We start from the raw sequence: 18,169 nt of genomic DNA on the forward strand, positions 1-18,169 counted from the left end.
ATGGGCTCAGGCCATGGCCATGTCGGTCTTGCGTTGGGTCCAGCCGGTCAGCCGGCCTTCGATAAACGCAGAGATGGCATATAAGAGCACACCCAGCACGGCCAGGATGAACAGGCCGGCAAACACCAGCGGCACGTCAAAGTTGCCACTTGCAATCATCATGACGTTCCCGATCCCCTTGTTGGCGGCCACGGTTTCAGACAGCACGGTGCCGACGAACGACAGGGTGATGGCGATCTTGAGCGACGCGAACAGGTAAGGCAAGGCACGCGGCAGGCCCACGTTCCACAGAATGTCGCGCTTGCTGGCGCCCAGCACCTTGAGCACGTCTTCCAGTTCAGGTTCCGTCGTGGCCAGACCGGTCGCGACGTTCACCACGACCGGGAAGATGCTGATGACGAGCGAGGTCAAAATGGCGGGCACGGTGCCCGACCCGAACCACACCACGAAGATCGGCACCACGGCTACCTTAGGGATGCTGGAAAAGCCGACCAGCAGTGGATAGGCCACGTCGTAGGCAAGCCGCGATGAGCCAATGATGACGCCGATCACGATGCCGACCAGCACGCCCAGGGCGAAGCCGACCACGGTCGTGTACAGCGTCTGCACCGTGTGCGGCCACAGCAGCGGAAATTTCTGCCACAACACCACTGCGATCTGCGAGGGTCGCGGCAGCACCAGGTCGGACACGCCGCTGGCCAGACAGATCACTTCCCAGAGCAGGAAGAAGCCGACCAGCGTCAACGCCGACAGCAGGTAGCGTTTGGTCTTTGGGTTCATCCGCGTGGCGGGCTTGGCCGTGGCCTTGACGGTGGGGAGGGAGGGGGATGCCGCGCTCATGCGACTCTCCTTGGGTTGGGGACATCAGGGGTGACGAGGCCAGCGGTCGGTGCTGCGGGGTTCGAGGCTCCCCCGGCAACCGCGTTCGCAACAGCGTCCGACTCGGCCACCGGCTGCACGTCGCCATCGGTCCGAGCATGGGCGATCCGCATGCGCAGTTCCTGCACCAGGGTCGCAAACTCAGGTGCGTAGCTTGATTCCAGCGTGCGCGGGCGTGCGAATTCGACCGGCCGGTCTTCCAGGATGCGGCCGGGGCGCGAGCTCATCACGCAAATGCGGTTGGCCAGGTAGGCCGATTCGCGCAGGTCGTGCGTCACCAGCAGCACCGTGGGCCGCTTGGTGATCCACAGGTCCTGCATGATGGCCCACAGCTCTTCACGCGTGAACTGGTCCAGCGCGCCAAAGGGCTCGTCCAGCAACAGCAGTTGCGGTTCGTGCACCAGCGCGCGGCACAAGGAGGCGCGCTGCAGCATGCCGCCCGACAGCTGCCACGGACGCTTGTCGCCAAAGCCTTTCAGGCCGACCTGCGCCAGCAGCGCTTCGGCGCGCTCGGCAAATTCGCCTTTTTTCTTGCGGGCATATTCCGACCGGAAGGGTTCGACGATCTTGAGCGGGATCATGACGTTCTCGCGGATCGTCAGCCATGGCAGCATCGTCGGGTTCTGGAAAGCCAGCCCGATCCGCACGCGGGGGGCATGCGGGTTGTGGATGCGCGCGCCTGGCGACCCGGCTTCGCGGCCGCCCACGATCACCGCACCCGACGTGGGCGTGAGCAGCCCGCCCACCAGCTTCAGGATAGTGGACTTGCCGCAGCCGCTGGGCCCGACCAGCGCCACGAAATCGCCCTTGTCGATACGCAGGTCGGTGTGGTCCAGCGCGATCGTGCCGCCGCCATATTGCAGCGAGACGTTGGCCAGATCGATGAACGATTGGGTCATGGCAGCTTTCCTTCGATCACGTCGGCGGACGGCCGCGCGCTGATGGGGGCGCCTTCCGGCCGTGTCAGGATCGCGGTGGTGTAGGTCTCGGTATTGCGCGGCTTGGGCGTCGGCATCTTCTGCACGGCCTTGACCGACACGCCCCACCCCGCGGCGTCTTGCACCAGGGCGCCGTCACGCATCACGAAGCGGCCACGCACCAGCGTATGGATCGGGTAGCCCTTGACGACGCGGCCGTTCCACGGCGAGATCTTGCTGACGCTTTGCAGCTTGCCCTGGTTGACCACGCCCTGCTTGTCCATGTCGACGATGGCGATGTCGGCATGCGAGCCGGCGGCGATCACGCCCTTCACGCCATACAGGCCCCAGGCCTTGGCGGGATTGACCGCGCTCCAGCGCACGTAGTCCATCAATGTTGCGCGGTCCTTGTTGATCTCGGTCAGCATCAGCGGCATTTGCGTTTCGACACCCGGGAAACCGCAATCGCAATCCCAGATGCTTTCGCGGGTTTTTTCTTCGGGGGTGTGCGGCGCGTGATCGGTGGCGATCATGTCGATGGTGCCGTCGAGCAGCGCATCCCATAAGGGCTGGTTATGGCGCGCTTCGCGAATCGGCGGGTTCAGCCGCAGGATGCCGCCCAGGCGGGACATCTCGTTCACGTTCATCAGCATGTATTGCGGGCAGGTCTCGGCCGTGACGTCCACGCCGCGGCGTTTGGCTTCGCGCAGCAGATAGAGCGAATCGGCCGAGCTGTGATGCGCGATGTGCACGCGGGCGCCGGTCCATTCGGCCAGCGTGACCACACGGCCAATGGCTTCGATCTCGGCCACGGCCGGACGCGCGGCCAGATGCGCGAAAGGATCATTGCGGCCGGCGGCCTGCAGCTTGGCCTGGCGCCGCGCCATGATGGACGAATTCTCGGCATGCACGACGGTACGAATACCGAGCGGCGCCAGTTTTCGAAGCCTTCGAGCAGGCAGCCGTCGGTGGGCGCCGGCAGGTTGCCGAAGGTGTTGCCTACAAAGGCCTTGAAGCTGGTCACGCCGGCGTCCAGCAGCTCTTCAAGGCGGTCGACGGTATCGTCGCCGAACAGGCCGTGAATGCCGAAGTCCACATACGACGACTCGGCCGCCTTCTGCTTCAGGCGCAGCGCTTCCACGGTGCCGGTGGCCGGGTTGGTGTTGGGCATTTCGAATACGGTGGTCACGCCGCCGCAGGCCGCCGCGGCCGACCCGGTCTTCCAGGTTTCCTTGTTGGGGTAGCCGGGATCGCGAAAGTGCACATGGCTGTCAATGGCGCCGGGCAACAGGTACAGGCCGTCGGCACGGATTTCCTCGCGGGCCGACGGCATCAGGTCGTCATGGCCCACCGCGACGATGATGCCGTTGTCGATGGCAACCGATGCCTCGATGATGTGATCGGGCGACACCACTTTGCCGCCGCGGATAACCAGGTCTACCTGACTCATGACTTCATTCCTTGCTCAAATGCCGTGCGGCAGACGTCGAACCCTGCGTCGGCCGCTGCCGAAAAAATGCTTAGAGAGATGCCCATCCGCCGTCGACCGGCAGATCCGCGCCGGTAATCTGGCGCGACGCATCGCTGGCCAGGAACAGGCAGGCGTTGGCGACGTCCTCGTCGACGGTCACGCGGCGCAGCGCATAGTCCATCGCGTGCCTGGTCATGGCTTCTTCCAGCGTGATGTTCAGGCGCTTGGCCATGTCGGCGCATACCTTCTCGCGGAACCGGGGGCCATCGACCATGCCGGGGGCGACGTTGTTGACATTGATGTTGTGCGGCCCGGCTTCCAGCGCGAAGCTCTTGGTGATGCCGCGCAGGCCCCACTTGGATGCCGAGTACGCCATGCGGCCGGCGCGGCCGCGCATGCCGAAGGTGCCGCCCACGTTGACGATCTTGCCGTAGCGGCGCGCGATCATGCCGGGCAGCACGGCGTGCATGGTGTTGAAGCAGCCGGACATGTTCAGGCGGACGATCTCGTCGAATTCCGCCGCGGTGGTTTCCCAACCCGTCTTGCCGATGGGACCCGATCCGCCGGCCACGTTCACCAGCACGTCGACGCGGCCGAACGCTTCCTCGGCGGCGCGGCCCAGGGCTTCGGTCTGGGTATCGTCCGTCAGGTCGCACGGGACGACCAGGACCTTGACGCCCAGGTCGCGCGCTTCAGCCGCCACGGGGTCGATCGCGGCCACGTCGCGGCCCGTCAGCACCAGCGCGCAGCCTTCCTTGGCGAACGCCAGGGTGATCGCGCGGCCCATGCCTTTGGCCGGACCGGTAATGACCACCACTTTGTCTTTCAACTGCAAATCCATCATCTTTCTCGCGTGTGTTCTGGTGAGCCGGCGCCCGCGCCAGGAGGTTCAGGCGCCGATCGGGGTCAAGGCATCAAAGCTTGGACGGGCGGTCCGCGCGTGCCGGCAGGAAGCTGCTGTCGAACACGTCGCCAGCGGGCGGCGTCGTCGTCAACTGGTTGGCTTTCACAACCAGATCGATCGACTTCTTCAGGCGCGCTTCATCGACGGCGCCCAGGCCGATCCGGGCGACTTCGGGATGGCTCATGTCACGCTTGAGCGTGGCCAGCAGCTTTTCCTTTTCCAGTTCGGGCTTGAGCAGCGGCTCGCGCTTGAGCACGGCGGCCAGGCCCTCGTCAGGATTCGCCACCACTTCCTTGATCGCCTTGTTTAGGGCGCGCAAGAAGCCCTTGACCGCTTCGGGGTTCTCTTTCGTGAACTTGCGCGAGAACATGATCGTGTTGGAATACAGATCGAGGCCGTAGTCGGCGTAGCGGATGAAGCGCAGGTCTTTTTCCGGATCCAGGCCGCTGGCCTTGGCCGCGAAATACACCGTGTTGATGTAGCCGAACACGCCGTCCACCTGATCGCGGATCAACATCTGTTCGCGCAGGTTGGGCGCCATGTTGCTGATCTTGACCTTGTTCAGGTCAAAGCCCGCGGAACCCGCCAACGTGGGAAACAGCTTGAGCGCGCCGTCATTGGCCGGGCCACCCAAGGTCTTGCCTTCGAAATCCTTGGGGGTCTTGATCGGGCTGCTGGCCTTGACGACCACCGTGAACGGGGCCGAGTTGTACAGGGTATAGACGCCCACCGGCGCGTCGGCCGGCCGCTTGGCGGCGAAGTCGATCAGGGCGTTCATGTCGCCAAAGGCGGCGGTGTAGGTACCGGCCGCGACCTTGGGCACACCGGCGGCCGACCCTTCGCCCTGGTCGATCTCGACATCCAGGCCTTCGGCCTTGAAGTAACCCTTGTCCTGCGCCAGGAAGAACCAGGCTTGCGGGCCTTCGTACTTCCAGTTCAAGGTCAGCTTGATCTTGGTCTGCGCGCTGGCTGCGGTCGGCAGCACGGCGAAGGTCAGGCCCAGGGCCGTGGTAGCGGCGGCCGACACGGCAAACTTCTTGAAACTCGCAATCATGAAATGCTCCTGAGGGGTGGCGGAGGACACACGGGGTAATACGCAAAATGCGGGGATCGGTGCTGCGTGATGCGCAGCGTGGGTTGCTGCGGGATCAGCCCTGCTCGCGCAGCGCATCGGTCAGCGCGGCCGACGTCGCCACGAAGCCATGCAATTGCCGCACGATGAAGTGGATGGCCTGGGTCACGTACTCGGGCGACGCGGTGCTGCACGCATCGCTCAACAAAATGTTGTCGTAGCCAATGAAGGCCGCGTCCTGCAGGGTCGAGAACACGCAGCGGTCGGTATTCACGCCGGCATACAGCAGGGTCGTGACGCCCTGCTGGCGCAGCAGGCTGTCCAGTTCGTTGTCCCAGAAGCCGCTCAGGCGATGCTTGTGAACGGTGATGTCGCTGGCGTCCACCGTCAGTTCTTCCACCACCTGGGCGCCCCAGCTGCCTTGCACCACGCTTGGGCCATGGTCGAGCGGCGACGTCTCGGCATAGCCGACGCCATCCCCCGTGCGCTTGCCCTTGAACAGTACGGTGGGCGGCAGGTTGAGGCGGTCGGCACGGATGCCCCAGTTCACCCACACCACGCGGCCCGAGGCGGCGCGCCAGGCGTCCAGCAGGGCCGCAATGGCCGGAATCGGACGGCGCATGGGCGACACGTCGATGCCCTTCTGGCCAAACCAGCCTTCGGGGTGGCAGAAGTCGTTCTGCATGTCGATGATGATGAGCGCCGTGGCCGCTACGTCGATTTCGATTGGATGGTCATCGGCGGCAAACTGCACCGGACGCGGCACATGGGGCGGCCGGACCAGGCTGAGCGCCTCGCCGCGGCGCGTCCAGACGTTACCGGGGGCCGGGCCGAAGGTCGTGGCGGATGTCGAAAAGGTCATGGACGGGGCGCAACAAGAAAGTCGGAATAACGGAAAGGGCGTCGGCATCGAACCCCGGCGGCGGATTCGACAGGCGGGCAGCGCCGCCCCGCGTCAGCAACCCGGCAGGCACCGATAGCGGGCATGCCGTGTCCTTGGCATTACCTAATGCAATGCCCGTACCTGTTTTGCGATTTCACCGCTTCGATTGATTGCCGATTTAGCGTTACTCTGTTGCCGATACGGCATCGGTAGCCCGATAGCGCGGTAAACAGGGCGTCTTGCGGCGGCGTGGGTTGGCGCGTCATTGGAACGCGCGGCCACCTGCGGGGGCTGGCGCGCGGGATCGCGCGAAGCGTGACGTCACGGGGTCCGCGTTGTGCAGCGGCGATAGGCAGGCCGGCGCACCAGACCGGTGCACCACTGTGGGGCAACGATGCCCTAACCAAAGCGGCCCCGCTATAAGGACACCGTCATGAATCACCTGCGTTTTCTGCGTTATGTCGACGAAGTGGCCCGCGTCGGATCGATCCGGCAGGCGGCCGAGCGGCTGCACGTGGCGCCATCCGCCGTGATCCGCCGCATCCAGGACCTGGAAGACGAACTGGGTACGGCGATTTTCGAACGGCTGCCACGCGGGATGCGGCTGACCACGGCGGGCGAACTGTTCGTCGACTACATCCGCAGCCGGAACGCGGAACTGGACGGGGTGCGGTCGCAGATCGAGGAACTCAAGGGACTGCGGCGCGGCAACGTGCGGCTGGTGATCAGCCAGGCGCTGGCGCCTGCTTACCTGCCCCAGGCCGTGGCCACCTTCCGCAAGACGCATCCTCTGGTCGCGTTCGAGGTGGACGTGGGCGACCACGTGCATGCGCTGACGTCGCTGCGCAATTTCGATGTGGACCTGGGATTGGTGTTCAACCTGCCGCCCGAAGCGGACGTGGAAGCGATCGCGCAGTTCGACCAGAAGCTTGTGGCGGTCATGCATCGCGACCATCCCCTGGCGGGCCAGGAAACGGTACGGCTGCGCGATTGCGCGGACTATCCGGTAGTGCTGCCCGACCGGGACATTGCCGGCCGCCAGATGCTGGAACGCTTCATGATGCGGTCATCGATTTCGCTGCGGCCGCTGATCGAAAGCAATTCGTTCGAATTCCTGCGCGGCTGCCTGTATTACGACAACGCCATCTCGTTCCAGATCGATATCGGCGCGGTGACCGACGGCGGCGCGGTGGTCGTCAAGGACATCGCGGACCGAAATTTTCCGCGCGGCAAACTGGTGCTGGCCAGCCTGCGGAACCGGCAGTTGCCGACCATTGCGCATGCGTTTGCCGAACATATCCGGCAGACTTTGCATGGGCGTCAGGACACGCCAGGCGATGAGCCGGCGTGATCAGTCGTCGCCCACCTCGAACAGCTTGCGGTGTTCCCGGATCGCGTAGCGGTCCGTCATGCCCGCAATGTAGTCGGCAATGGCGCGCGCCTTGCCCTTCTCGACCCGTTCCTGGTATTGCGTCGGCAGCATGCGCGGCTCGTCGAAAAAGGCGGTAAACAGGTCCCGCACGATGCGTTTGGCCTTGCTGGTCGTGCGCCGCACCTTGTAGTGCATGTACAGCTGTTCGCGCAGGAATACCTTCAGCTCGTCGGCCTCGGTCCGCACGCCGGGGCTGAAGCCGACCAGGGACGGCGACTGGCGCACGTCGTCGATGGTTTGCGGCGCCGCGTCGGCAATGCGCGCGGCGCTGGTCTGCGTCAGGTCGATGATCAAGGTATTGATCATGCGGCGCACGGTTTCGGTGATCATGCGGCGTTCGGCCAGGCCGGTATATCGCGCTTCGACCATGGCGCGGTGCCGCGCGAAGATCCGCACCGACTGCAGCTGATCGAGCGTGATCAATCCTGAACGCAGGCCATCGTCGATATCGTGGTTGTTGTAGGCGACTTCATCGGCCAGGTTGGTCAGTTGCGCTTCCAGCGACGGCTGCGTGCGCGCCAGGAACCGTTCGCCTACGTCACCCAGCCGTTTGGCGCGTTCCAGCGAACAATGCTTCAGGATGCCTTCGCGCGTTTCGAACACCAGGTTCAGGCCGTCGAAATCGCCGTAGCGTTCTTCCAGTTCGTCCACCACCCGCAGGCTTTGCAGATTGTGTTCGAAGCCCCCGCATCCGGTGCGAATTCGCGCATGCAGGCGTTCAGCACATCCTGCCCGGCATGGCCGAAAGGCGTGTGACCCAGGTCGTGCGCCAGCGAAATGGCTTCGACCAGGTCTTCGTTGAGCCGCAGGTTGCGGGCGATCGACCGGGCGATCTGCGCGACTTCCAGGCTGTGCGTCAGGCGGGTGCGGAACAGGTCGCCTTCATGGTTCACGAACACCTGGGTCTTGTATTCGAGCCGCCGGAACGCGTTGGAATGAATGATGCGATCGCGGTCGCGCTGGAATTCGGTGCGCCCTTCGGCCGGCGTTTCGGCATGCCGGCGGCCGCGCGACTGTTCGGGGTGCGCGGCGTAGGGCGCAAGCATCGTGGGGATGGACAGCGCGGGATTCGGCGGAGTGGCAGACATGGTGTCCCTGGAAAGGCGTGCAGAGGCTGCGGTACAGATGATGCCGAATGCGCAGGATACAAGTCGCGGCAGGACAGAACTGGCGCAGGCGCGAAGGGAGATGGCTCTGGCCGCGGCGAAAGCCAACCCTCAAGACGCCCTGCCATACGTGCTGCGTCACCGGAATGACGCCGCCGGGCCCGCCTGGCTACGCGACGACCGTCGCCTGCGCGCCCGCCGTTTTTGCCACGGTCAGTTCCAGCGCCTGCCGCACCTGGTCTTCGGGCGCGGGCGTGCGGACGGCTTCGCCCAGGCGGGGCAGCAGCACGAAGCGGATCTGGCCGGCTTCGGTCTTCTTGTCGCCCTGCATGTGATCCAGCCAGCGTTCGGCGCCCAGGTCGGGCCCGTACACGGGGCAGCCGATCGCCTGCACCAGGGCCCGGATGCGGTCGGCATCGCGTTGCGGCAGGCCGCAAGCGGTGACCGACAGTTCGGCGGCCTGCACCATGCCGCAGCCCACGGCCTCGCCGTGCAGCCAGGTGCCGAAACCCAGGCCGGCCTCGATGGCATGGGCGAAGGTGTGTCCGAAATTCAGGATGGCGCGCAGGCCGGTTTCGCGCTCGTCTTGCGACACCACGAACGCTTTCAGTTCGCAGGACCGCGCAATGGCATGCGCCACGGCAGCCGGTTCCAGCGCGCGCAAGGCCGCAACGTTGTCTTCGCACCAGGCAAAGAAGTCGGCGTCCAGGATGGCGCCATACTTGATGACTTCGGCCAGGCCCGCGGAGACTTCGCGGGGCGCCAGGGTATCGAGCACGTCGGTGTCGATTTCGACGGCCAGCGGCTGATAGAAGGCGCCGATCATGTTCTTGCCGATCGGGTGGTTCACGGCCGTCTTGCCGCCCACCGACGAGTCGACCTGCGACAGCAGCGTAGTGGGCACCTGGATGAAGCGGATGCCGCGCATGTACACGGCGGCCGCGAAGCCGGCAATGTCGCCGATCACGCCGCCGCCCAGGGCCACGATGACCGCGCGGCGGTCGCAGTGCTGCGCCAGCATGCCGTCGAAGATCAGGTTCAGCGTCTGCCAGTCCTTATAGGCTTCACCGTCGGGCAGTTCGATGCGCAGCACCTTCTTGCCCGACTTGGCCAACGCGGCTTCGGCCCGGTCGGCATACAGGGCGGCCACCGTCGGGTTGGTGACCAGGACCAGGGTGGTGGCGTCGGCCGGCACGGCGTCGGCAAGGTGATCGAGACGGCCGGGAGCGATGCGGATCGGATAGCGTCCGCCCGGCGTATCGACACGGACTTCTTTCATAAACACTCCAGGGGCGGCAAGTCGGAAACCGGTGTGATCGGCTTGTCGAAGCTTAGCAGCAAGGGCAGGATGCGGTGGACCAGGCGGGTCACGGACATCCTGCCGGTATCCACGACCAGGTCCGCGATCTCTTCGTACAGCGGCTCGCGCGCGACCAGCAGCTCGGTAATCTTTGCCAGGGGGTCGGCGGTGCGCAGCAGCGGGCGATTGCGGTCGTAGCGGGTGCGTTGATAGAGTTCTTCGGCGCGGGCCCGCAGGTACAGCACGCGGCCGCGTTCGGCCAGGATGCGGCGGTTGGGCTCGGCCATGACCACGCCGCCGCCGGTGGCCAGCACCACGCCCGACTTGCGGCTGTATTCGTCCAGCACATGGGCTTCGCGGGCTCGGAACCCGGCTTCACCTTCCAGTTCGAATATGGTGGGAATCCGTACGCCGCAGCGGGTTTCGATCACCTGGTCGATATCGACGAATTCCCGGCCCATGGCGCGGGCCAGGCCGCGGCCGATCGTCGTCTTGCCGGCGCCCATCATCCCGACCAGGAACAGCGGCGGGATGAAGACGTCGGCGTCGACACGGACGATCTCGACGGAACAGGAAGCAAACGTAGCGGCAATCACGGCAAGGGCGGCTCGGACGCCGTCGGGTTGGTTACGGCCCCATTATCCCGCAAGGACGACCGTCGCGGCAAAATTCGGGGGCAATCCCCTAGGTAACAGGCCCGATCCCGGGTCCGAATCGCGCCGGCCGCCGGTCCGGCACGCCCCCGACATGGCCGATCCTTCAATGTGCAGCTTGTTACAGGAACACGGCTTGCGCCGGATGGTCTATCCGCCTACGCCGCCCGATGTTCCTATAATGGGTTGGTCTTTGCCCCTCAAGTTGTCCCCCTCATGACCCGAATTTTGCTCAAGGTTGCCGGCGTCCTTGCCGGATTGGCCGTCTGCGTCGCCCTACTGGTCGGGCTGGCGCTGGCGCTCGCCTATCCGAATCTGCCGGACCTGGACGCACTGACCGATTACCACCCGAAGGTGCCGTTGCGTGTCTATACCTCCGACAACGTGCTGATCGGCGAATTTGGCGAAGAACGCCGCAACGTGGTTCGTATCCGCGATGTGCCGGACGTGCTGAAGTCGGCCATCCTGTCAGCCGAAGACGACGGCTTCTACCAGCATGGCGGTATCGACTGGACCGGCGTGCTGCGCGCCGCGTTCACCAACGCCATCAACCTGCAGAAAAGCCAGGGCGCCAGCACGATCACGATGCAGGTGGCCCGCAATTTCTATCTGTCGTCCGAAAAGACCTATACGCGCAAGCTGTACGAAATCCTGTTGACCTTCAAGATCGAGGCCAACCTGACGAAAGACCAGATCCTGGAGCTGTACATCAACCAGATCTACCTGGGCCAGCGCGCCTACGGTTTTGCGTCGGCGGCACGGATCTATTTCGGCAAGCCGGTGGCGGAACTGACGGCGTCGGAAGCGGCCATGCTGGCCGGCATTCCCAAGGCGCCGTCGCGCTACAACCCGGTCGTCAATCCCACCCGCGCCACACTGCGCCAGCAATACGTGCTGCGCCGCATGCACGAGCTGGGCTATCTGACGGACCCGGAATACCGCGCCGCGCTCGAAGACAAGATGAAGATCAAGCCGCTGGGCGGCGAATTCGCGGTGCGGGCCGAGTACGTGGCCGAACTGGCCCGCCAGCTGGTCTATGACATCTATAAGGAAGACACGTACACCCGTGGCCTGAACGTCTATACGACGGTCAACAAGGCGCAGCAGGACGCCGCGTACGAAGCGCTGCGGGACGGCGTGATGGACTACGAACGCCGGCACGGCTATCGCGGCCCGGAAGCGTTCGTGGACTTGCCCGACGGCATTGACCGTGACGCCGAAAAGCTGAACGAAGCGGTGGACGACGCGCTGACCGACCATCCCGACAACGACGACCTGCTGGCCGCCGTGGTGCTGTCGGCCGACGCGAACAAGGTGCGCGTCGCGCGCAGCGCGGGCGAGATCATCGAAATCACCGGCAAGGGCCTGCGCTTTGCGGCGTCGGGCCTGAACGCCAAGGCGCAGCCGACGCAGCGCGTGCGCCGCGGCGCCATCGTGCGGATCATGAAGACCGGCGGCGAGTGGGAAATCCTGCAGTCCCCGGCGGTCCAGGGCGCGTTCGTGTCGACCGACCCTCGCGACGGCGCCATTCGCGCCATGGTGGGCGGTTTCGACTTCCAGCGCGGCAAGTTCAACCGGGTCACGCAGGCCTGGCGCCAGCCCGGATCGAGCTTCAAGCCCTTCATTTACGCGGCATCGCTGGAACGCGGGCTGACACCGTCGACCATCATTTCCGACGCGCCCTTCGTGCTGGAAGCCGCGGCCACGGGCTCGCAGCGCTGGGAACCCAAGAACTACGACGGCAAGAACGAAGCGCCGATGACGATGCGTCAGGGTCTGGCCAAGTCCAAGAACCTGGTGTCGATCCGGATCCTGCAGACCATCGGGCCGCAGTACGCGCAGGACTACATCACCCGCTTCGGCTTCGAGGCGGCGCGTCACCCGGCCTACCTCACGATGGCGCTGGGCGCGGGCGCGGTCACGCCCTTGCAGATGGCGGGTGCCTACTCGGTGTTTGCCAACGGCGGGTATCGCGTCACGCCGTTCCTGATCGACAAGGTGACCGACGGCAGCGGCCGGGTGCTGATGCAGGCCCGTCCGGCCAAGGCGGGAGACGAATCGGTACGCGCCATCGACGCCCGCACCGCCTTCATTACCGACACCATGTTGCGCGACGTGGTGCGCACCGGCACGGCCCGCGCAGCGCTGGCGCTCAAGCGCACCGACGTGGGCGGCAAGACCGGGACGACGAACAATTCGGTGGACGGCTGGTTCGCAGGCTATACGCCGCAACTGGTGGGCATTGCCTGGCTGGGCTACGACCAGCCCAAGTCGCTGGGCGTGCGTGAAACCGGCGGCGGCGCAGCCATGCCGATCTGGCTGGCGTACATGCAGAAGGCGCTGAAGGGCGTGCCGCAGCAGGAACAGGTCATGCCGCCGGGGATCGTGACCGCCAACGGCGACTACTATCTGTCGGAATTCCCGCCTGGACAGGCAGTGGCGACAGTGGGGGTGGCGGCGCCCAAGGAAGAAGATCCGATGTCGCGCCTGATCGACGGACTGGGCAATCTGATCGGAGGCAATGGCAACCCGTCCAACGCCCCGCGACAGGCAACCCAGCCGGACTACCTGCCCTGATGCCAGCGTACGGCGTAAGCTGCCGTACTATGTTCTTTCCAAGGCTGAAGGGCTGAACGCCCGAAGCCGGTTGACTGGCCCCCGCATTGCGCAGGGGGCCGGTGTCCATCAGGGAATGGCGACGACCAGGATGCGGCCGGATTGCTCCGAACAGATGCGGCTCAGGGCGGCGCCCAGTTCTTCGCCCGACCGCGTGTCGATCCACTGGCCGTTGTCCTGATAGCGGTAGTGGAAACCGCCGCTGCGGCCCGCCACCCACATTTCCTTCATGGGCGCCTGGCTGTTCACGACGACCTGGGACCGGTCCTGGAACGTCAGCGTCAGCACATTGCCGCTGCGCTCGCATTCCAGATCGACGTCCAATTCATCGAACCACACATCGGCCTGGGCTTCGATCGATCCGATGATCGCCTCGGCTGCGGCAACAAACTCGCTTTCGTTCATAATTTCACCTATGCCCGACATGACACCTCCACGCACCGCGCGCGCCGCATGCCAGCCATCCTTTGGGTTAGCAGATGCACGCATTGTAGCCAGCGGCGAGCGTCTCGCCCCCAATACCCCTGACGCCACCCGTGCTGCTCCGGCCGCGCGCTGGATGGCGCGGGGTGCGGCCGTCGCGGGGCTGGCATTGCTGGCTGCCTGCGGCCAGAAAGGCCCGTTGTTCGTTCCCGATGACGCCGGCAAGCCGATTCCGCCCACGACCTCCACCACCTATCCAAGCTCGTCGACCGCGACCCGCACTACGTCGCAGAACCGCTCCACCTTCCCCACCCTGCCCTGATTCCGCCATGACCGATACCCGAGTCCCTGCCGCGGGCGCGCAAGCGACCCCTGTCGGCAGCCCCTATTTCGCCTACCGCGACGGCGTGCTGCACGCCGAAAGCGTGTCGGTGGCCGACCTGGCGGATCGCCTGGGCACGCCGTTGTATGTCTATTCGCGCGCGGCCCTGCATGCCGCCTACGGCGCCTACCGCGACGCGATCGGCAGCCACGATGTGCTGGTCTGCTACGGCATGAAGGCCAATTCGAACCTGGCCGTGCTGCGCGAATTCGCCAAGATGGGCGCGGGCTTCGACATCGTGTCGGCGGGTGAACTGCAGCGCGTGCTCGCCGTGGGCGGCGATCCGTCCAAGGTGGTGTTTTCGGGCGTGGGCAAGCAGGCCTCGGAAATGCGGATGGCGCTGGAAGCCGGCGTGAAATGCTTCAACGTCGAGTCCATTCCCGAACTGCACCGCCTGTCGGCCGTGGCCCATGCCATGGGCAAACGCGCGCCGGTGTCGTTGCGGGTGAATCCCGACGTGGACCCCAAGACCCATCCGTACATTTCCACCGGGCTGAAAGAAAACAAGTTCGGCATTGCCATCGAACAGGCGCTGGACGCCTACCGCAATGCCGCCAGCCTGCCAGGCATCAAGGTCGTGGGCCTGGATTGCCACATCGGGTCGCAAATCACCGAAGCGTCCCCCTTCCTGGACGCTCTCGACAAGCTGCTGGACCTGTTGGACCTGCTGGCGGCCCATGACATCCACATCGAACATCTGGACCTGGGCGGCGGCCTGGGCATCCGGTATTCGGACGAAACCCTCCTGTCCCCCACCACCCTGCTGAACGCCGTGTTCGAACGCCTGCTGGCGCGCGGTTATGGCGACCGCCAGATCGTGCTGGAACCTGGCCGTTCGCTGGCCGGCAATTCGGGCATTCTGGTGACACGGGTGGAATACCTGAAGCACACGGATTCCAAGCTGTTCCTGATCGTGGACGCGGCCATGAACGACCTGGTGCGCCCGACCCTGTACGAGGCCTATCACGGCGTGCTGCCGGTCGTGCCGCGAACGGACGTGGTGACGCGCAACTACGACGTGGTCGGGCCGATCTGCGAAAGCGGCGACTGGCTGGCGCGTAACCGCGACCTGGCCGTGGCTGAAGGCGACCTGCTGGCGTTCGAGTCGGCCGGCGCCTATGGCATGGTGATGGCAAGCAACTACAACACGCGCCCGCGCGCCGCCGAAGTGATGGTGGACGGCGCCAACTTCCACGTGGTGCGATCGCGGGAAACCGTGGCGCAGTTGCTGGCGCTGGAATCGACGCTGGGGTGATGGGTTCCGCCTGCTAGCGCTTGCGTCCCTTCCACCACCGCTGCACACGCCAGGCCATCAGCACCGCGAACACCGCCGTGTAGATGCCCACCGTGGCAAAGTCATTCTTGCCGGCTTTCTGCCACCAGTAGTGCAGCAGGCCCAGCGTAACGATCAGGTAGATCAGCTTGTGCAGGGTCTGCCACCGGCGGCCCAGCCGCCGCATCCAGCCCTTGGTCGACGTGACCGCCAGCGGGATCAACAACAGAAACGCCGCAAACCCTACCGTAATGAACGGGCGCTTGATCACGTCCCGCACGATGGCAATCGCGTCGAACCACTGATCCCACCACACATACGTGGTCAGGTGCAGACAGACGTAAAAGAAGGCGAACAGTCCGCACATGCGCCGCACCTGCAGCAGCATGGGCTGCTTGATCCAGCTGCGCAGGGGCGAGATCACCAGGGTGATCAGCAAGGTCACCAGGGTCCAGGTGCCGGACGACCGGGTCAGGAATTCGACCGGGTTGGCGGTCAGATCGTTGGTCACGCCCAGGTAGACCCATCGCGCCAAGGGATACAGGAACGCAATGAACAGCAGGATCTTGAAGGTCCGCAGCGGCATGCCGAAGACCTTGGGCGCAGCGGCGGCGCGGGGCGCGCCGGCCGCTGCCCCGCCGCGCGCCGCGCTAGAAGGGGCGGCGGCAGCGGGCCGCGGCGACACGGCGGGCGACACGGCGGGAGACGGCGAGACGGGCGGCATGGCGTCGGCGCTCAGTAGTTCTTCTTCAGGTCCATGCCCGCGTACAGCGATGCGACCTGATCCGCGTAGCCATTGAACGGCAGCGTCTTGCGCTTGGGCGAGAACAGCCCGTCCTCGCCAATGCGGCGCTCAGTGGCCTGGCTCCAGCGCGGATGCGGCACGTCCGGGTTGACGTTGGCGTAGAAGCCGTATTCGGACGAGGCGGCCTTCATCCAGCTCGTGACCGGCTGCTTTTCGACGAAACGGATCTTGACCAGCGACTTGCCCGACTTGAAGCCGTATTTCCACGGGGCCACGATGCGCACCGGCGCGCCGTTCTGGTTGGGCAGCGTCTCGCCATACACACCAAAGGTCAGCAAGGCGAGCGGATGCATGGCTTCGTCCATCCGCAAGGCTTCGACATAGGGCCATTCCAGCACGCGCGACCGCAGGCCGGGCATGGTTTCCGGCTGCGTGGCGGTCACGAATTCGACAAACTTGGCATTGCCGGTCGGCTCGACACGCTTGATCAGTTCGCTCAGTGAAAAGCCCACCCACGGGATGACCATGGACCAGCCTTCGACACAGCGCAGGCGATACACCCGTTCTTCCATCGGCGCCATTTTGCGCAGATCGTCCAGGCCGATGGTCATCGGCTTCTTGACCTCGCCTTCGATCGCCACTGTCCAGGGCTTGGTCTTGAAGCGGCCGGCATTGTCCACCGGGTCGCCCTTGTCGGTGCCGAATTCGTAGAAATTGTTGTAGCTCGTGACGTCCTTGACCGGCGTCAGCTTGTCCATCACGACGAACTGGGGATTGCGCGTCGCGACCAGTTTGTCGCCGGTGGTGGTCTGGGCAAAAGCCTGGCGATTGGTCCAGCCGGCCAGGCCCATGGCCGCGGCGGCGGCGCCGGCCTGCAGCATGAGACGGCGGCGATCCTGATAGACCGACTGCGCGGTGATCTCGGAGGGAGCGATGTCCCCGGGTCTACGTATCAACATGGCAACTCCTGGCGCTGGACGGGGCGTTCCCCGCCCAAGGTGAAGACTCAGAGTACCTGAGGCATGGGAGCTATTGTCGGGCGGCATCGCGCGGCCATGTATCAACTTTTTATAAACACCGGGGCGCAAACTCCAGCAGGAACCCATCGGGCGCCCCCGAAATGAAGCCGGCATCCGGGGGTTGCGAGGGCGCCGCGCCTTGCCAAGGCGCCCCTGTCCTAGGTGCCCCTGCCCCAAGGCGCCCCTGCCGCTTACCTGGCAAGCGCCGCCTTGACTGACTGCGCCAACGGCGTGGTCGGGTGGCCGATCAACGCCGACAAGGCGCGGCTGTCATCGAATAGCGCCCCTTTGGAGGCGGCAACATCCCACGAGGCCAGGGCGGCGGCAAAGCCTTCGGGCAGGCCGGCCTTGACCAGGGCGGCGGCATAGTCGGCTTCTGGAATGCTCTGGTAAGCGACCTGCCTGCCGGACTGGGCGGTGATCTCGGCAGCCATTTCGGCCAGTGTGTAGGACGTATCTCCGGCCAATTCGTAGGTCTTGCCGTCATGCCCCTGCCCTGTCAGCACCGCCACCGCGGCGTCGGCATAGTCGGCACGCGACGCCGACGCAATGCGCCCGTCCGCCGCGCTGCTGTACAACGTGCCCAGCGCCAGCGCCGGAGCGACCGACGCCGTGTAGTTCTCGGTGTACCAGCCGTTGCGCAGGATCGTGTAGATCAATCCCGACGCCTTGAGTGCCTTTTCCGTCTCGAGGTGTTCCGGCGCCAGACTGAGCGTGGAGCTGTCGGCATGGAGCAGGCTGGTATAGACGACGCGGCCTACACCCGCCTTCCTTGCGGCGTGGATGACGTTGATGTGCTGCGCAACCCGCTGCCCGATCTCGCTGCTGGAGATCAGCAACAGGGTGTCGACGCCGGCCAGCGCCGCTTCCAGCGCGGCGGGCTGGGTGTAGTCGGCGGCCCGGGCGTCGACGCCCAGGGTGCTGGCGCGCTGGACGTCGCGCACGATCGCCACAACGTCGGTGGCTGGCACGCGCTGTTTGAGCCGGTCGATGACAAGACGGCCCAGTTCGCCGGTGGCGCCCGTGACGGCAATGGTCATGATGTGTCCTTCATTTGGAAAATAAGAACACCGACTATAGGCGCTTCGCTTATT

The 18,169-nt window shown here is 65.2% G+C and carries 17 protein-coding genes and 1 pseudogene; 4 read left to right on the plus strand and 14 right to left on the minus strand.

The features are described from left to right. Positions 1–6 precede the first annotated feature (6 nt). The 7 genes from ACNANG_RS09965 to ACNANG_RS09995 all read right to left on the minus strand — a co-directional run bounded on the left by ACNANG_RS09965 (position 7) and on the right by ACNANG_RS09995 (position 6,105). Positions 7–840 carry an ABC transporter permease gene (locus ACNANG_RS09965; RefSeq protein WP_420227052.1) on the minus strand — a complete coding sequence of 278 codons (834 nt, stop codon included), beginning with the start codon at positions 838–840 and terminating at the stop codon, positions 7–9. Continuing rightward, entirely contained in the window at positions 837–1,778 is a 942-nt protein-coding gene (locus ACNANG_RS09970; protein WP_420227053.1) for an ABC transporter ATP-binding protein, read from the minus strand. The genes ACNANG_RS09965 and ACNANG_RS09970 overlap by 4 nt, the downstream gene beginning before the upstream one ends. After that, complete coding sequence (locus ACNANG_RS09975) at positions 1,775–2,548, minus strand: dihydroorotase (protein WP_420227504.1); 774 nt, start codon at positions 2,546–2,548, stop codon at positions 1,775–1,777. The genes ACNANG_RS09970 and ACNANG_RS09975 overlap by 4 nt, the downstream gene beginning before the upstream one ends. Further along, the gene (locus tag ACNANG_RS09980) at positions 2,443–3,246 is read right to left on the minus strand and encodes an amidohydrolase family protein (RefSeq protein ID WP_420227054.1); all 804 of its coding nucleotides are present in this window, start codon (positions 3,244–3,246) and stop codon (positions 2,443–2,445) included. Before ACNANG_RS09980 ends, ACNANG_RS09975 begins: the two co-directional genes overlap by 106 nt. Positions 3,247–3,316: 70 nt before the next feature. Beyond that, on the minus strand, positions 3,317–4,111 hold the full coding sequence (locus ACNANG_RS09985) for an SDR family NAD(P)-dependent oxidoreductase (protein WP_420227055.1): 795 nt from the start codon (positions 4,109–4,111) through the stop codon (positions 3,317–3,319). 70 nt (positions 4,112–4,181) lie between these two features. After that, positions 4,182–5,225, minus strand: a complete 1,044-nt coding sequence (locus ACNANG_RS09990) for an ABC transporter substrate-binding protein (RefSeq protein WP_420227056.1) — start codon at positions 5,223–5,225, stop codon at positions 4,182–4,184. A gap of 94 nt (positions 5,226–5,319) precedes the next feature. Next, complete coding sequence (locus ACNANG_RS09995) at positions 5,320–6,105, minus strand: cysteine hydrolase (protein ID WP_420227057.1); 786 nt, start codon at positions 6,103–6,105, stop codon at positions 5,320–5,322. 454 nt (positions 6,106–6,559) lie between these two features. On the opposite strand from ACNANG_RS09995, the gene ACNANG_RS10000 reads away from it, so the two are divergent. Further along, positions 6,560–7,477, plus strand: coding sequence for a LysR family transcriptional regulator (locus ACNANG_RS10000; RefSeq protein ID WP_420227058.1), 918 nt, complete (start codon positions 6,560–6,562; stop codon positions 7,475–7,477). Here the strand turns inward: ACNANG_RS10000 and ACNANG_RS10005 are convergent. From ACNANG_RS10005 to ACNANG_RS10015, 3 genes and pseudogenes are all read right to left on the minus strand, one after another. Continuing rightward, a pseudogene (locus ACNANG_RS10005) lies at positions 7,478–8,646 on the minus strand (deoxyguanosinetriphosphate triphosphohydrolase). It abuts the gene before it with no gap. A gap of 187 nt (positions 8,647–8,833) precedes the next feature. Further along, positions 8,834–9,943 (minus strand): 3-dehydroquinate synthase, encoded by a 1,110-nt coding sequence (gene aroB / locus ACNANG_RS10010; protein ID WP_420227059.1) that lies wholly within the window; start codon positions 9,941–9,943, stop codon positions 8,834–8,836. Next, positions 9,940–10,473 carry a shikimate kinase gene (locus ACNANG_RS10015; protein WP_420227505.1) on the minus strand — a complete coding sequence of 178 codons (534 nt, stop codon included), beginning with the start codon at positions 10,471–10,473 and terminating at the stop codon, positions 9,940–9,942. The genes aroB and ACNANG_RS10015 overlap by 4 nt, the downstream gene beginning before the upstream one ends. Before the next feature lie 360 nt (positions 10,474–10,833). Here ACNANG_RS10015 and ACNANG_RS10020 point away from each other — a divergent pair, with 360 nt between their 5' ends. Beyond that, positions 10,834–13,194 (plus strand): penicillin-binding protein 1A, encoded by a 2,361-nt coding sequence (locus ACNANG_RS10020; RefSeq protein ID WP_420227060.1) that lies wholly within the window; start codon positions 10,834–10,836, stop codon positions 13,192–13,194. 108 nt (positions 13,195–13,302) lie between these two features. On the opposite strand, the gene cyaY is transcribed toward ACNANG_RS10020, so the two are convergent. After that, entirely contained in the window at positions 13,303–13,638 is a 336-nt protein-coding gene (gene cyaY / locus ACNANG_RS10025) for an iron donor protein CyaY (RefSeq protein WP_420227061.1), read from the minus strand. A gap of 154 nt (positions 13,639–13,792) precedes the next feature. Between cyaY and lptM the strand changes: the two genes are divergently transcribed. After that, complete coding sequence (lptM, locus tag ACNANG_RS10030; protein WP_420227062.1) at positions 13,793–13,978, plus strand: LPS translocon maturation chaperone LptM; 186 nt, start codon at positions 13,793–13,795, stop codon at positions 13,976–13,978. Between the two features lie 7 nt (positions 13,979–13,985). Next, complete coding sequence (gene lysA, locus ACNANG_RS10035; protein ID WP_420227063.1) at positions 13,986–15,293, plus strand: diaminopimelate decarboxylase; 1,308 nt, start codon at positions 13,986–13,988, stop codon at positions 15,291–15,293. 13 nt (positions 15,294–15,306) lie between these two features. Here the strand turns inward: lysA and ACNANG_RS10040 are convergent, their stop codons facing one another. The 3 genes from ACNANG_RS10040 to ACNANG_RS10050 all read right to left on the minus strand — a co-directional run bounded on the left by ACNANG_RS10040 (position 15,307) and on the right by ACNANG_RS10050 (position 18,115). Further along, positions 15,307–16,035, minus strand: coding sequence for a sulfite oxidase heme-binding subunit YedZ (locus ACNANG_RS10040; RefSeq protein WP_420227064.1), 729 nt, complete (start codon positions 16,033–16,035; stop codon positions 15,307–15,309). Between the two features lie 11 nt (positions 16,036–16,046). Then, positions 16,047–17,015: a protein-methionine-sulfoxide reductase catalytic subunit MsrP gene (msrP, locus tag ACNANG_RS10045; protein ID WP_420227065.1), complete on the minus strand. Its 969-nt coding sequence runs from the start codon at positions 17,013–17,015 to the stop codon at positions 16,047–16,049. A gap of 251 nt (positions 17,016–17,266) precedes the next feature. Beyond that, positions 17,267–18,115 carry an SDR family oxidoreductase gene (locus ACNANG_RS10050; protein WP_420227066.1) on the minus strand — a complete coding sequence of 283 codons (849 nt, stop codon included), beginning with the start codon at positions 18,113–18,115 and terminating at the stop codon, positions 17,267–17,269. Positions 18,116–18,169 lie beyond the last annotated feature (54 nt).

It is taken from the genome of Pigmentiphaga litoralis (assembly GCF_048632615.1).
GTDB classification, from domain to species: Bacteria; Pseudomonadota; Gammaproteobacteria; order Burkholderiales; family Burkholderiaceae_B; genus Pigmentiphaga; species Pigmentiphaga litoralis_B.